This window comes from Actinokineospora spheciospongiae, assembly GCF_000564855.1.
GTDB classification, from domain to species: domain Bacteria; phylum Actinomycetota; class Actinomycetes; order Mycobacteriales; family Pseudonocardiaceae; genus Actinokineospora; species Actinokineospora spheciospongiae.
Window position 1 is genome coordinate 1 of record NZ_AYXG01000163.1, and the last position, 13,750, is coordinate 13,750.

A 13,750-nucleotide genomic window follows, 5' to 3' on the forward strand; every position below is an offset into this window, starting at 1 on the left:
CCCACCCGGGCATTTGCCCGCCGGGCCGCCGGTTTTCGGGGTGGGCGGCTGGCCGAGCGCATCCATCCACCCGGGCATTTGCTCGCCGGGCCGCTGGTTTTCGGGGTGGTCGGTTGGTGGCTGCGCCAGTGGCGTTCGGGTGGCTGGTGGCCGGGCCTGCGGTTCCTGGGGTGGAAGCACCTCCACCCACCGGGCAGTTGCTCGCCGGGCCGGCGGTTTCGGGGGTGGTTGGCTGGGCAAGCGCATCCACCCACCCGGGCCTCTGCGTAGCCGGGCCGGCGGGTTTCGGGGTGGTCGGCGGCCGAGCGCATCCACCAACCCGGGCATTCGCTCGCCGGGCGGGTGGTTTGTGGGGTGGTCGGTCAAGCACGTCCACCCACCCGGGTGGCTGCCCAACCGGGCCGCCGATTTGCGGGGTGGCTGGGCGGCCTTGGGGCGGGCCCTAGTTCCCGGGGGCCGTGGGGGCGGGTCTGCGGGTGGTGGGGGACGGCTTGGCGAGCTGCTGGGTGCGGTCGCCCTGGGGGGTGGGTTCCGCGGACGGGACCGGCTGCTCGGTGGCCGTGACCTCGGTGGGTTCCCACGGTTCCTTGGGCGGGCCCGCGATGGCGGGCGGGCGGTCCGCGGGGGTGCGCCGCACCGACTGCATCGCCCTGGTCGGGGAGTCGTCCGACGGGGAGCCGTCGACCACCGGGTTGGTGGAGAGGCGTTCCTCCGGCAGGGGGTCGAGGACCGGGGCGGCGTCGGCGAGTTGCACGTGGGCGTCGGCGATGAGGTCGCGGGCCGAGACGAGTTGGTCGGCGACCCTGGCCCGGAGCTGGCGCAGCGCGGCGACGCGCTCGGTGGCGTGGCTGATGCGGCGGTTGGACTCGTCGGTGGCCTCGCGGACGCGGCGGTGGGCCTCGGTGGTGGCCTCCTGCAGGCGGGCGGTGGCCTCGGTGATCGCGTCGTGGCGGCGGCGGTTGGCCTCCTCGGTGGCCTCGCGCACCCGCCGTTCGGCCTCGGCCTTGCTGGTGGCCTCGCGTTCGGCGAGCTGCCGCATCGACTCGGTGCGGCGGCCCGCCATGGCGATCTCGAAGTCCTCTTCGACCTGGGTGCGGCGGGCCTCGGACTCGGCTTCGAGCCGGGCGGCCTCGGCGCGGGCGGAGCCGACCAGGTGGTCGGCGTCGGCGCGGGCCTTCTCGACGATGCCCCGGTGCTCGTTCTCCATGGCGACCCGGCGGGCCTCCAGGTCGGCCATCATCTGGTCGTACTGCCTGCGCAGGGCCTGGCCGTCGGCCTCGGCCTGGGCGCGGATGTGCGCGGCCTCGGCCTCCGAGCGGCGGCGGGTCTCCTCGGCTTCCTCGGTGGCCAGCCGCAGCATCCGCTGCAGGCGCTCGCTGAGGCCCTCCAGGGTGGTCGGCGGCAGCGACAGCCGGTCGATCTGCCCGCGCATGTCGTCGATCTGGCCGCGGGCGCTCTCGAGCTGCTTGGCCAGGTCGCCCGCCTGCGCGACGGCCGCGTTGCGGTCGGCGTGCAGGAGTTGCAGCTCCGCGTCGATCCGCTCCAGGTGCTCGTCGACCTGGCCGCGGCTGTAGCCGCGTTTGGTGATGTCGAAACCGGGACCCAGCGGCACCAGATCGCGTTCCTCGCCCAAAGCCATGCGCCCACGCTACCTGTCCCGCTGTCGCCACTCCCGGCAACTGGCCGAATAATTGCCGATGGCAACTCCCGGGTGCCGCCGGTCTGGGCGGCGGCACCCGGGAGAGTCCTCCTCAGACCCCGCGGAAGCGGTTGATCGCGTCCAGGTGCTTGGCGCGCATCTCGTGGTCGCGCACGCCCAGGCCCTCCTCGGGGGCCAGGCACAGCACGCCGACCTTGCCCTGGTGGGAGTTGCGGTGCACGTCCAGCGCGGCCTGGCCGGTGTCCTCCAGCGCGTAGGTCTTCGACAGGGTCGGGTGCACCAGGCCCTTGGCGATGAGCCGGTTGGCCTCGTAGGACTCGCGGTAGTTCGCGAAGTGCGAGCCGATGATCCGCTTGAGGTTCATCCACAGGTACCGGTTGTCGTACTCGTGCATGAAGCCCGAGGTCGACGCGCAGGTCACGATGGTGCCGCCCTTGCGGGCGACGTAGACCGAGGCGCCGAAGGTCTCGCGGCCCGGGTGCTCGAAGACGATGTCCGGGTCCTCACCGCCGGTGAGCTCGCGGATCTTCTTGCCGAGCCGCTGCCACTCCTTCGGGTCCTGGGTCGACTCGTCCTTCCAGAACTTGTAACCCTCCGCGTTGCGGTCGATGATCAGCTCCGCGCCCATCTTGCGGCAGATCTCGGCCTTCTCCGGGCTCGACACCACGCAGATCGGGATGGCGCCGCCGTTGAGCGCGAACTGGGTGGCGTAGGAGCCCAGGCCACCGGAGGCGCCCCAGATCAGGACCGTGTCGCCCTGCTTCATGTTGGCGCCGTTGGTGGAGACGAGCTGCCGGTAGGCGGTGGAGTTCACCAGTCCGGGGGACGCGGCCTCCTCCCAGGTGAGGTGGTCCGGCTTCGGCATGAGCTGGTTCGCCTTGACCAGGGCGATCTCGGCGAGGCCGCCGAAGTTCGTCTCGAAGCCCCAGATCCGCTGCTCGTTGTCGAGCATCGTGTCGTTGTGCCCGTCCGGGCTCTCCAGCTCGACGTTGAGGCAGTGCGCGACCACCTCGTCGCCCGGCTTCCAGCTGTGCACGCCGGGGCCGGTGCGCAGCACGACGCCCGCCAGGTCGGAGCCGACCACGTGGTAGGGCAGGTCGTGCCGCTTCGACAGCGGCGAGAGCTTGCCGAAGCGCTCGAGGAACTTGAACGTGGAGACCGGCTCGAAGATCGAGGTCCACACGGTGTTGTAGTTGATGGCGCTCGCCATCACCGCGACCAGGGCTTCGCCCGGGCCGAGTTCGGGGGTGGCGACCTCGTCGAGGTGCAGGGACTTGCGCGGGTCCTTGTCGCGCGAGGCCATGCCCTTGAACATCTCGACCTCGTCGGCGTGCACGGTCACCCCGCGGTAGTGCTCGGGGACCGGCAGCGAGCCGATCGCATCCAGCTCATCGGCCTGGATGGCGTCGAGGATCTTCTGCACGGCGGACCTCCTGGAGGGGATTTCGGTTCGTCGCCCGGGTGTCCAGGCCCAGGTGGAGCGAGGTTACTTGCGGGTAGCGATTCAGCACCAGCGGTGTGACAGATGGCACCCGCAGGCTATGCCCCGGCAACCGCCGCGACCACCGGACCTGTCACCGGGCAACAGTTCGGCCTCATCGGGTGTGCGGTTCGCGGACCTGGGAAAGTCGGGATCAGTGTGCGACGGCCTCCGGGGCGCCGTCGCACCCCGGAGCAAAGGGACGTGTCACTGTGGCCACCTCCACCGAGGTCGATCAGGAGCGCGGGTTCTTCGGGCACCCACGAGGGCTCGCGAACCTGTTCGGAACAGAGATGTGGGAGAGGTTCTCCTTCTACGGGATGCAGGGCATCCTCTTGTACTACCTGTACTTCTCCGCCGCCGAGGGCGGTCTGGGGATCGACCAGGCCACCGCGGCCGGGATCGTCGGGGCCTACGGCGGGTCGGTGTACCTGTCGACGATCGCCGGGTCGTGGGTGGCCGACCGGCTCTTCGGGCCGGAGCGCACCCTGTTCTATAGCGGCGTGTCCATCCTCGTCGGCCACGTGGCCCTCGCCGCCCTGCCCGGCGTGGCAGGCGTCGCGGTCGGGCTGGTCTGCGTGGCGCTGGGCTCCGGCGGGCTCAAGGCCACCGCCACCACCCTGGTCGGCGCGCTCTACGCCGAGGGCGACGACCGCCGCGACGCCGGGTTCTCGATCTTCTACATGGGCGTCAACATCGGCGCGCTCGTCGGACCGCTGCTGACCGGGTTGCTGCAGACCCGGCTCGGCTTCCACTGGGGCTTCGGGCTCGCCGCGGTCGGCATGGCGATCGGGCTCGCGCAGTACGCGCTGGGGCGCAAGAACCTCCCCGAATCCGGCCGCGCGGTGCCCGACCCGCTCGACGCGGCGGGCCGGGTGCGCTCGGCCGTGGTGATCGGGCTGGGCGTCGCCGCGGTCGTCGTGCTGGTGCTCACCGGGGTGATCGACGCGGACAACCTGGCCACCGTCGTCACCTGGGTCATCGCCGCCGCGGCCGTCGCGCTGTTCGCCGTGCTGCTCACCAGCGGCCGGGTGGAGCGCGTCGAGCGGCGGCGGGTGCTGGCGTTCGTGCCGATGTTCCTGGTGAGCTTCGGGTTCTGGGCGCTGTTCCAGCAGCAGTTCACCGTGCTGGCCATCTACGCCGAGGAGCGGGTCGACCTGGACGTGTTCGGCTTCGCGGTGCCGCCGTCGTGGTTCAGCTCGGTGGAGCCGCTGTTCGTGGTGCTGCTGGCGTCGGTGTTCGCCGCGCTGTGGGTCCGGCTCGGGCCGCGCCAGCCGTCCACACCGGTCAAGTTCGCCCTCGGTGTGGGGTTCATGGGCGTGGCGTTCCTGGTGATGGCGCTGCTGGGGTTCACCAGGGGCGAGCACGTGGTCTCGCCGTGGCTGCTGGTGCTGGTGCTGCTGATCTTCGTGCTGGGTGAGCTGTGCCTGTCGCCGGTGGGGCTGTCGCTGTCGACGAAGCTGGCGCCCGCGGCGTACCGGGCGCAGATGGTGGCGCTGTTCTACCTGTCGATCGCGCTCGGCAGCTCGGTGGCCGGTGCGCTCGCGGAGTACTACACCGCGGACGGCGAACCGGTGTACTTCGGCCTGCTCGGCGGCGGGGCGATCGCGCTCGGCCTGGTGATGGCGGCGCTCACCCCGGTGGTGCGGCGGCTCATGGGCGGCGTGCGCTGAGCCTGATCCGATTCAGCGGGATCGGCGGATTCGATCCAGCGGCGGGGGAAGCGCGCCACGGTGGGGACCGGGTGGCACGCTCCCCCGTCGGCTAGTGGCCGCCGTCGGCGGCGGGCTCGACGAGTTCGACCAGGACGCCACCGGCGTCCTTGGGGTGGACGAAGTTGACCCTGCTGTCGGCGGTGCCGCGCTTGGGCTTGTCGTAGAGCAGGCGCAACCCCTTGGCGCGCAACGCGTCCGCGGTCGCCTCGACGTCGGCCACCCGGTAGGCGAGCTGCTGCAACCCGGGGCCGCCGCGGGCGATGAACTTGGCGATCGTCGACTGGTCGTTGATCGGGGCCAGCAACTGCACGGCCGTCCCGGTCCCGTCGTCGCCCGGCGCGCGCAGCATGGCCTCGCGCACGCCCTGTTCCTCGTTGACCTCCTCGTGCACGGACACCAGGCCGAAGTGGTCGCGGTAGAACGCGATCGCCTCGTCCAGGTCCGGCACGGCCACTCCGACGTGGTCGATGGCCACCACGTGCGGGACAAGTGCTTCGTTCATGGGGGAACGATACGCCGGACCTACCCATCGGTAACCAATTGCTGTGCGGCTACTCACACGAGCACGTGGCGAACCGGTCACGCGCGGGTATGGTCCCGGTTAACGCACGTTCGCCGTCGTCTGTTCGTCAAGAGCCATATAGGAGACCGCCGTGTCCGAATCCGTCATCGTTGCCGGGGCGCGCACGCCCATCGGCCGACTGCTCGGTTCGCTCAAAGACTTCACCGGCGCCCAGCTCGGTGGGTTCGCCATCAAGGCGGCCCTGGAGAAGGCGGGCGTGAAGCCCGAGCAGGTGCAGTACACGATCATGGGTCAGGTGCTGACCGCGGGCGCGGGCCAGATCCCGGCCCGGCAGGCCGCCGTCGCCGCGGGCATCCCGATGGACGTCCCCGCGCTGACCATCAACAAGGTCTGCCTCTCCGGCCTCGACGCGATCGCCCTGGCCGACCAGCTCATCCGCGCGGGCGAGTTCGACATCGTCGTCGCGGGCGGCCAGGAGTCCATGACCCAGGCCCCGCACCTGCTGCCGAAGTCCCGCTCCGGCTTCAAGTACGGCGACGTGACCCTGCAGGACCACATGGCCTACGACGGCCTGTTCTGCGCCTTCGACCAGGTCGCCATGGGCTCCTCGACGGAGAAGTACAACACCCGCTACGGCCTCACCCGCGAGCAGCAGGACGCGTTCTCCGCCGCCTCGCACCAGAAGGCCGCCAAGGCCATCGCCGACGGCCGCTTCGCCGACGAGATCGCCCCGGTCACCATCCCGCAGCGCAAGGGCGACCCGGTCGTGTTCGACACCGACGAGGGCGTGCGCGGCGAGACCACCGCGGCGAGCCTGGGCAAGCTGCGCCCGGCCTTCGCCAGCGACGGCACCATCACCGCGGGCTCCGCCTCGCAGATCTCCGACGGCGCGGCCGCGGTCGTGGTGATGAGCAAGGCCAAGGCCGAGGAGCTGGGCCTGACCTGGCTCGCCGAGATCGGCGCGCACGGCGTCGTCGCGGGCCCGGACGCCAGCCTGCACGAGCAGCCGTCGAACGCCATCAAGGCGGCGCTGGCCAAGCAGAAGCTGGAGCCTGGCGACCTCGACCTGATCGAGATCAACGAGGCCTTCGCCGCGGTCGGCGTCGTGTCCACGGACAAGCTGGGCGTCAGTGAGGACATCGTCAACGTCAACGGCGGCGCCATCGCCCTGGGCCACCCCATCGGCGCCTCCGGTGCCCGCCTGGTGGTCCACCTCGCCTACGAGCTCAAGCGCCGCGGCGGCGGCGTCGGCGCGGCCGCCCTGTGCGGCGGCGGCGGCCAGGGCGACGCGCTGATCATCAGCGTGCCCAAGGCCTGAGCTTGGCCCGGAAAGTGGAGGTCGGTGACCTGGTCGACCGCGCGCGGCAGCGACAGCCGCGCGCGGTCGCCCGGCTCATCTCCCTCGTCGAGGACGCCAGCCCGCAGCTCCGCGAGGTCGCCGCGGCGCTGGCCCCGCACACCGGCCGGGCCGAGGTCATCGGCCTGACCGGCTCCCCGGGGGTCGGCAAGTCGACCACCACCTCCGCGCTCGTGTCGGCCTACCGCGCGCAGGGCAAGCGGGTGGGCGTCCTCGCCGTCGACCCGTCCTCCCCCTTCTCCGGCGGCGCCCTCCTCGGCGACCGCATCCGGATGCAGGACCACGCCACGGACCCGGACGTCTTCATCCGCTCCATGGCCACCCGCGGCCACCTCGGCGGCATGGCCTGGGCCACCCCCCAGGCCCTGCGCGTCCTCGACGCCGCGGGCTTCGACGTGGTCCTCATCGAGACCGTCGGCGTCGGCCAGTCCGAAGTGGACGTCGTGTCGCTGGCCGACACCACCCTGGTCCTGCTCGCCCCCGGCATGGGCGACGGCATCCAGGCCGCCAAGGCGGGCATCCTGGAGATCGCCGACGTGTTCGTGGTCAACAAGGCCGACCGCGACGGCGCCGAGACCACTGTCCGCGAACTCAAGTACATGATCTCCCTGGGCAGGCGCGAGATCCGCGGCGCCACCTGGCGCCAGCCGGTCTGCAAGACCGTCGCCGCCCGCACCGAGGGCATCGACGAGGTCACCGCGGCCATCGCCGAGCACCGCGCGTGGATGGTCGAGCGCGGGGAACTCGCCGAGCGCCGCACCCACCGCGCCAGGACCGAGGTCGAGGCCATCGCGGTCGAAACCCTCCGCTCCACCCTCGGCAACCTCCGCGGCGGCGACACCCTGGACCGCCTCGCCAAGCAGGTCATGGCAGGCCACCTCGACCCGTACGCCGCCGCCACCACCCTCATCGAGGACATCAAGGCGGCGAACTAGCCTCCCCGCAAAGCCCCGGGCTTCGGGAGCACGGTCAGCCGGATACCCCCGCGAAAGACCGGCGCTCCGCCACGCGGCCGAGCGCGTCCACTCGGCCCAACCCGCGCGTTTCCCCTCCGCCCGTCACCCGAACGGGCTATCTTCCCCGCATGGCAGCGATCGTCGTCGAGGACATCCGCAAGTCCTACGGGGACCTCACAGCCGTCGACGGTGTGTCGTTCACCGTCGCGGAGGGTGAGTTCTTCGGCATCCTCGGCCCCAACGGCGCGGGCAAGACCACCACCCTCGAGATCGTCGAGGGCCTGCGCCGCCCCGACGGCGGTTCGGTCCGCCTCCTGGGCGAGAACCCCTTCCCGCGCAACGTCAAGCTCCTCCCCAGGGTCGGTGTGCAACTCCAGGCGTCCGCCTTCTTCGAGAAGCTCTCCGCCCGCGAGCAGTTGGAGACCTTCGCCGCCCTCTACGGCGTCGGCCCGGCGCGGGCGCGGGAGGTGCTCGACCTCGTCGGCCTCGCCGACAAGGCGGAAACCCGGGAGGACAGGCTGTCCGGCGGGCAGCGCCAGCGGCTGTCCATCGCCTGCGCCCTGGTGCACGACCCCGACGTCGTCTTCCTCGACGAGCCGACCGCGGCGCTGGACCCGCAGGCGCGGCGGAACCTGTGGGACGTGCTGCGCGCCATCCAGGCCAGGGGCAAGACCATCGTCTACACCACCCACTACCTCGACGAGGCGGAAGTCCTCTGCGACCGGGTGGCGATCATGGACTCGGGGCGGGTGCTGGCCCTCGACACCCCCGCCGCGCTCGTGCGCGGGCTCGACGCCCCCGTGCGGGTGGTCCTGGAGCGGGGCGCGCTCGCCGCGGCGACCGCGGCCGGGTTGCCCGGCGCCGACGAGGTGACCGAGGACGACCAGTCGCTCACGATCAGCACGCGGACCCCCGCGCCGCTGCTCTCGGCGTTGGCCGAGCGGGGCACGCTGGACGGGTTGCAGGTGCGCACGGCGACCCTCGAAGACGTCTTCCTGCACCAGACCGGACGGGAGTACCGGGCGTGAACAGCCCCTTCAAGAGCCTGTCGCTGGCGATGGCCAAGGGCTTCTTCCGCGAGAAGACGACCCTCTTCTTCACGTTCGTCTTCCCGCTGATGTTCCTGGTGGTGTTCGGGCTGCTGTTCAGCGACTCCGGCACCGACCGGATCAAGCTGGGGTCGGTCGGCGACGGACCGGTGGTGGCCGCGCTCCGCGAGACCGGGGCGGTGGAGGTCGAGCGCTACGACACCCTCGACGCCGGGCTGGCCGAGGTGCGCGACGGGGACCTGCCCGGGCTGGTTGAGGTGACCGGCGACCGGGTCGTGCTGCACTTCGCCGCCAGCGACCAGGCCCGGGCGGGGACGGTGCGCGGGCTGGTGCAGGGCGTCACCCAGGAGTTGAACGTCGCCGCGAGCGGGCAGCCGCCGAAGTTCGCCTTCGCCGCCACCCAGGTCGAGGACTCGTCGCTGAAGGCCATCCAGTACCTGACACCGGGCATCCTGAGCTGGGGGATCGCCATCTCCGCGGTGTTCGGGGCGGCGTTGCCGCTGGTGAGCTGGCGGCGCAAGCAGGTGCTGCGCAAGCTGCGGCTGGCCCCGGTCAGCACGACCACGGTGCTCGGCTCCCGACTGCTGGTCACCATCACCGTGGCCATCGTCCAGGCGGTGCTGTTCGTCGCCGTGGCGTCACTGCCGGTGTTCGGGCTGGCGCTCTCGGGCACCTGGTGGCTGTCGATCCCGGTGTTCCTGCTCGGCATCCTGGCGTTCTTCTCCATCGGGATGCTGGTGGGGGCGTTCTGCAAGACCGAGGAAGCGGCCTCCGGGGCGGCGAACATCCTGGTGCTGCCGATGTCGTTCCTGTCCGGCTCGTTCTTCCCGATCGAGAACGCCCCCGGCTGGTTGCAGGCTGTGTCCAATATCCTACCGCTGCGCCACATGAACGACGGCATGACCGACTTCCTGGTGCGCGGCAAGGGTTTCGAGGCGCTGCTGGTGCCCTGCGCGGTGCTGCTGGGCTTCACCCTGGTGGTGAGCTTCATCGCATCGAAGGTCTTCACCTGGGAGGACAACTAGGGTTTCGAACCGTTGTCGCAGGTCAGAGCCCTGTGGGGCGCGCTGCCGGTGAGCCCGTTCACACTCCACACTGGAGCCATGTTCGATACCGCAGCCGGTCGCTTCCGTGCCGTCGCCTTCGCCGAGGCCGTTTCCTGGGTCGGCCTGCTCGTCGGGATGTTCTTCAAGTACGTCACCGAGTCCGGGGAGCTGGGGGTCAAGGTCTTCGGCCCGGTCCACGGCTTCGTCTTCGTGGCGTACCTGCTGGTGACCGCCCTCGCCGCGCGCGAGTACCGGTGGAACCGCTGGACCACCGTCTGGGCGCTGGTCTGCAGCGTGCCGCCGCTGGCCACCCTGGTCTACGAGCGCTGGGCCCTGCGCACCGGCAAGCTCGACCCCATCGGCGGGGCGCACCGCTCCCGGACCCCGCAGATCGGCGTCCCCGAACCCGTCTGACCCACCCTCACGCGACAGGGACGGCCCACCCCGGGCCGTCCCTGTTCTCGTGCCAGGAGACCCCGGGGCTCAGTCCTGGTAGTCGCCCGCGGCCTTGCGGACCTTCGACAGCAGGTCGGTGAGCTGCGCGGTCTGCCGCTCGGTCAGCCCCCGCAGCCCGAAGTCGACGGAGGTGACCGCCGCCGTGGCCTCGGCCCGGCGCTCGCGGCCCGCCTCGGTGATCTCGGCCAGCGTCGTGCGCCGGTCCGTGGCGTGCGGGGTCCGGCGCACCAGGCCGTCGGCCTCCAGTCGGTCGACGATGTTGGTGACGCTGGTCGGGTGCAGTTGCAGCCGCTCACCCATCACCCGCATCGGCAGGCTGCCGCGCTTGGCGAAGGTCAGCAGCACCAGCGCCTCGTACCGGGCGAAGGTCAGCCCGTGCGGCTTCAACGCGGTGTCCACAGCGGACTGGAGGATCTGCTGGACGCGCATCACGCTCGTCACGGCGGCCATCGTCGAGGAGTCGCCGATCCGCTCCTCCCACAGCTCCGCGGCGCGGGCGATCGGGTCGAACGGCAACGTGCGCGGCCTCATGGGGGTTGAAGCTACCAGTGGGTTGCCCCGCCCGGACCGATCAGTGGCCGCCTCCCGGACCCGCGAACCCCACCCGGTTCCGGCCACCCCGCCCGGCCCGGCGCCCGGGGGTGCCTGCCGCCCGATAGTGTGCGCCCGGGACCGCCACACCCGCTCCCGGTGAGGAGACCACCGTGCTCATCGCGTTCAGCGTCAGCCCGCTCGGCGGCGAGTCCGAGGCGGTCGGCGACGCCGTCGCCGAGGCCGTCCGCGTCGTCCGGGAGTCGGGCCTGCCCAACGAGACCAACGCGATGCACACCCTGGTCGAGGGCGAGTGGGACGAGGTCATGGCCGTGGTCAAGCGCGCCACCGACGTGCTGCTGGCCCGGTACCCGAGGGTCAGCCTGGTCCTCAAGGCCGACATCCGCCCCGGTCACACCGGCCAGCTCACCGCCAAGGTCGACCGCGTCGAACGCCACCTCGCCCGATGAAGGAGACCCCCGTGGACCCGCGCCTGCTGTGGCAGTGCTTCGAGCCGTACCACGCCGTCACCTACTTCACCCCGGAGTCGATCGCCGAGACCGACGCCCTGGGCTGCAAGGGCCGCTGGATGGGCTACTTCGGCATGCGCGCCGCACCCCTGGGCGCGGCCCCCGAGTGGCTGGTCACCAGCCTGTTCTACAACTTCCACCCGTCCCGCGTCCGCCGGGCGCTGCCGGAGGCGTGGACCGTCGCCTCCCCGGAGGACTTCCTGGCCGCCCGCCTGCGCGGAGTGGACGGCGCCCTCCGCCGGATGCTCGGCGAGGCCGTGTCGTCCCCCGAGGTGGCCGAGGCGGCGGACCTGGCCCGCACCGCCGCCTCCTGGGCACCCACCGCCGGGCGCCCCCTCGGCGCGGCCAACGCCGCCCTGCCCCTGCCCCCGCAACCCCACCTGTCCCTGTGGCAGTCGACCACCACCCTCCGCGAATCCCGGGGCGACGGCCACGTGGCCGCCCTGGTCACCGCGGGCCTGGACCCGGTGGAAGCCCTGGTCGTCTTCGCCGCCGACACGGGCCTGCGACCCGACTACATGCGAACCGCCCGCCAGGTCCCGGACGAGGAGTGGACGGCAGCCGAACAGCGGATGCTGGAACGGGACGTCCTCTCAGCCCCCGGCACCCTGACCGACGAGGGCCGCGAACTCCGCGAATCGGTGGAAGCCCTCACCGACGAGGCGGCGGCAGCCCCCTGGGCAGAACTGGGCGAGCAGGGCTGCGCCCGCTTCGTCGAACTGATGGCCCCGCTCTCGCTGACCATCACCCGCCTCAACGACCGCATGCGGGTCAACCCGATGGGCCTGGCCCCGGAAAGCGCACTCGCCGCCCTGGTCGACTGAGCCCTGTGCACAACCGTTTGCGCACCCCTACCCTCCCCGGTTGAATCGATTCGGGGGCTGCTCGATCCCGCCTGTGGACAACTGCTGCCCACACCGCGTTCTCGTCGGTGCCCGGTGCTTGGGTTGATTCGGGGGCTCCACTGATCCGGCTGTGGACAAGCCCGACGTGAATTCCCGTTCATGTCGGTACTGCCTGCTTGGATTGATTCGGGGGCTCCATCCGCCGGGGTGTGGACAACTCTCCAGCGGATGCGGCTTTCTGTCGGTGCCGCGTGGTGGGATTGATTCGGGGGCTGCCCGGTTCGGGTTGTGGATGACCAGGTGTCGGGTTCGCGCTGGTGGGGTGGGCCTCGGGGGGTGTTCGCGCTGGTGGTGGGGTGGTGTTCGCCCGTTTCACACATTTGAGGTGGGTGTCCGGATGGTGAACGTGGCCACCCTGTGGGGCGGTGGCCCGAACGGTGGCGGCGGGGGCGTGCCAGGATGTGGGGGTGACCAGGCCAGACCCACGCCAGACCGCCGCACTGTCGGCCGCCCTTTCCCGGGCCGTAGACCTGTCCGCTCTCAAAGCCCGGGCGGATGCCACCAAGACCGCCCCGCCCGCCGCCGCGGCCGGTGCCGCCAAGGCCCCCGCCGCTGACGCGGGGGCGTTCACCGTCGACGTGTCCGAGGCCAGCTTCCAGGCCGACGTCGTCGAGCGGTCCCTGCAGGTGCCGGTGATCGTGGCGCTGACCGCGGGGTGGTCGGGGCAGGCGCAGCAGTTGACCGCGATGCTGGAGAAGTTGGTCGCGGAGTTCAACGGGGCGTGGATTCTGGCCCGCACCGACATCGATGCCAACCCGCGCATCGCGCAGCTTTTCGGGGTGCAGTCGGTGCCGATGGTGGTGGCGATCGCAGGCGGGCAGCCCGTGGAGGCGTTCGGGGACGTGCCGCCGGAGGCGCAGGTGCGGCAGTGGTTGAGCGGGTTGCTCGACGCGCTGCGGGACCGGTTGCCGGGGATCGCCGCGGCCGAGTCGGCGGTGCCCGAGGCCGCCGCCGAGGTCGAGGAACCGGAGGACGAGCGGTTCGCCGCCGCCGAGGCCGCGTTCGAGCAGGGCGACTACGCCGGTGCCGAGGCCGCCTACGAGGCGATCATCGCCGCCGAACCCGCCAACGCCGAGGCGAAGGCCGCGCTCGCCCAGGTGCGGTTCCTGGCTCGGGCGGAGGTGACCGACCCATCGGTGATCGTGCGCGCCGACATGTCGCCGGACGACATCGACGCGCAGCTTGCCGCCGCCGACCTCGAACTGGCGGGGCAGGCCGCCGAGCAGGCTTTCGACCGGCTGGTGGCCGTGGTGGCGCGGTCGTCCGGGGACGACCGGGACCGGGCGCGGACGCACCTGGTGTCGTTGTTCGAGCTGTTCGCCTCGGATGACCCGCGGGTGATCAAGGCTCGGCGGGACCTGGCTTCTGCCCTGTACTGATCTTGTGGTCGAAGGGGCTCATCCGCTGGATGGGCCCCTTCGCTGTGTCTTGAGTCTGTGCGCCGGGTCTTTGCGTTGGTGCCCGGGTGGATGTGCTCTGCCTTCGTCGCCGGTCGTTTGGTGGGTGTGCCCGGCTGGGTGGATGTGTTTGGCCGGGGCCCCT

General features: G+C 71.5%; 13 protein-coding genes. 9 read left to right on the plus strand and 4 right to left on the minus strand.

Annotation, left to right across the window (positions count from 1 at the left end; translation table 11 throughout):
• Positions 1 to 442: 442 nt before the first annotated feature.
• Positions 443 to 1,639, minus strand: a complete 1,197-nt coding sequence (locus tag UO65_RS21285) for a chromosome segregation protein (RefSeq protein ID WP_052021473.1) — start codon at positions 1,637 to 1,639, stop codon at positions 443 to 445.
• Positions 1,640 to 1,751: 112 nt separating this feature from the next.
• Positions 1,752 to 3,083 carry a crotonyl-CoA carboxylase/reductase gene (gene ccrA / locus UO65_RS21290; protein ID WP_110081786.1) on the minus strand — a complete coding sequence of 444 codons (1,332 nt, stop codon included), beginning with the start codon at positions 3,081 to 3,083 and terminating at the stop codon, positions 1,752 to 1,754.
• Positions 3,084 to 3,352: 269 nt separating this feature from the next.
• On the opposite strand from ccrA, the gene UO65_RS21295 reads away from it, so the two are divergent.
• The gene (locus UO65_RS21295) at positions 3,353 to 4,813 is read left to right on the plus strand and encodes a peptide MFS transporter (protein ID WP_035285462.1); all 1,461 of its coding nucleotides are present in this window, start codon (positions 3,353 to 3,355) and stop codon (positions 4,811 to 4,813) included.
• A 91-nt stretch (positions 4,814 to 4,904) separates the two neighbouring features.
• Here UO65_RS21295 and mce read toward each other — a convergent pair whose 3' ends face one another.
• Positions 4,905 to 5,357, minus strand: a complete 453-nt coding sequence (gene mce, locus UO65_RS21300; RefSeq protein WP_035285465.1) for a methylmalonyl-CoA epimerase — start codon at positions 5,355 to 5,357, stop codon at positions 4,905 to 4,907.
• Positions 5,358 to 5,508: 151 nt separating this feature from the next.
• Between mce and UO65_RS21305 the strand changes: the two genes are divergently transcribed.
• The 5 genes from UO65_RS21305 (at position 5,509) to UO65_RS21325 (ending at position 10,200) form a co-directional block, all read left to right on the plus strand.
• Entirely contained in the window at positions 5,509 to 6,696 is a 1,188-nt protein-coding gene (locus UO65_RS21305) for an acetyl-CoA C-acetyltransferase (protein WP_035285468.1), read from the plus strand.
• Positions 6,697 to 6,698: 2 nt separating this feature from the next.
• Positions 6,699 to 7,670, plus strand: a complete 972-nt coding sequence (gene meaB, locus UO65_RS21310; RefSeq protein WP_035285471.1) for a methylmalonyl Co-A mutase-associated GTPase MeaB — start codon at positions 6,699 to 6,701, stop codon at positions 7,668 to 7,670.
• A gap of 149 nt (positions 7,671 to 7,819) precedes the next feature.
• The gene (locus UO65_RS21315) at positions 7,820 to 8,719 is read left to right on the plus strand and encodes an ABC transporter ATP-binding protein (RefSeq protein WP_035285474.1); all 900 of its coding nucleotides are present in this window, start codon (positions 7,820 to 7,822) and stop codon (positions 8,717 to 8,719) included.
• Positions 8,716 to 9,765: an ABC transporter permease gene (locus tag UO65_RS21320; protein WP_052021475.1), complete on the plus strand. Its 1,050-nt coding sequence runs from the start codon at positions 8,716 to 8,718 to the stop codon at positions 9,763 to 9,765. The genes UO65_RS21315 and UO65_RS21320 overlap by 4 nt, the downstream gene beginning before the upstream one ends.
• Before the next feature lie 78 nt (positions 9,766 to 9,843).
• A complete protein-coding gene (locus tag UO65_RS21325; RefSeq protein WP_035285476.1) occupies positions 9,844 to 10,200 on the plus strand; it encodes a DUF3817 domain-containing protein in 357 nt (118 codons plus the stop codon).
• Between the two features lie 69 nt (positions 10,201 to 10,269).
• On the opposite strand, the gene UO65_RS21330 is transcribed toward UO65_RS21325, so the two are convergent.
• Positions 10,270 to 10,773 (minus strand): MarR family winged helix-turn-helix transcriptional regulator, encoded by a 504-nt coding sequence (locus UO65_RS21330; RefSeq protein WP_035285477.1) that lies wholly within the window; start codon positions 10,771 to 10,773, stop codon positions 10,270 to 10,272.
• Between the two features lie 173 nt (positions 10,774 to 10,946).
• On the opposite strand from UO65_RS21330, the gene UO65_RS21335 reads away from it, so the two are divergent.
• The 3 genes from UO65_RS21335 (at position 10,947) to UO65_RS21345 (ending at position 13,587) form a co-directional block, all read left to right on the plus strand.
• The gene (locus UO65_RS21335; RefSeq protein WP_035285479.1) at positions 10,947 to 11,243 is read left to right on the plus strand and encodes an MTH1187 family thiamine-binding protein; all 297 of its coding nucleotides are present in this window, start codon (positions 10,947 to 10,949) and stop codon (positions 11,241 to 11,243) included.
• An 11-nt stretch (positions 11,244 to 11,254) separates the two neighbouring features.
• The gene (locus UO65_RS38700) at positions 11,255 to 12,127 is read left to right on the plus strand and encodes an SCO6745 family protein (protein ID WP_200873417.1); all 873 of its coding nucleotides are present in this window, start codon (positions 11,255 to 11,257) and stop codon (positions 12,125 to 12,127) included.
• 488 nt (positions 12,128 to 12,615) lie between these two features.
• On the plus strand, positions 12,616 to 13,587 hold the full coding sequence (locus tag UO65_RS21345) for a tetratricopeptide repeat protein (RefSeq protein ID WP_063935988.1): 972 nt from the start codon (positions 12,616 to 12,618) through the stop codon (positions 13,585 to 13,587).
• The last annotated feature ends 163 nt before the right edge of the window (positions 13,588 to 13,750 follow it).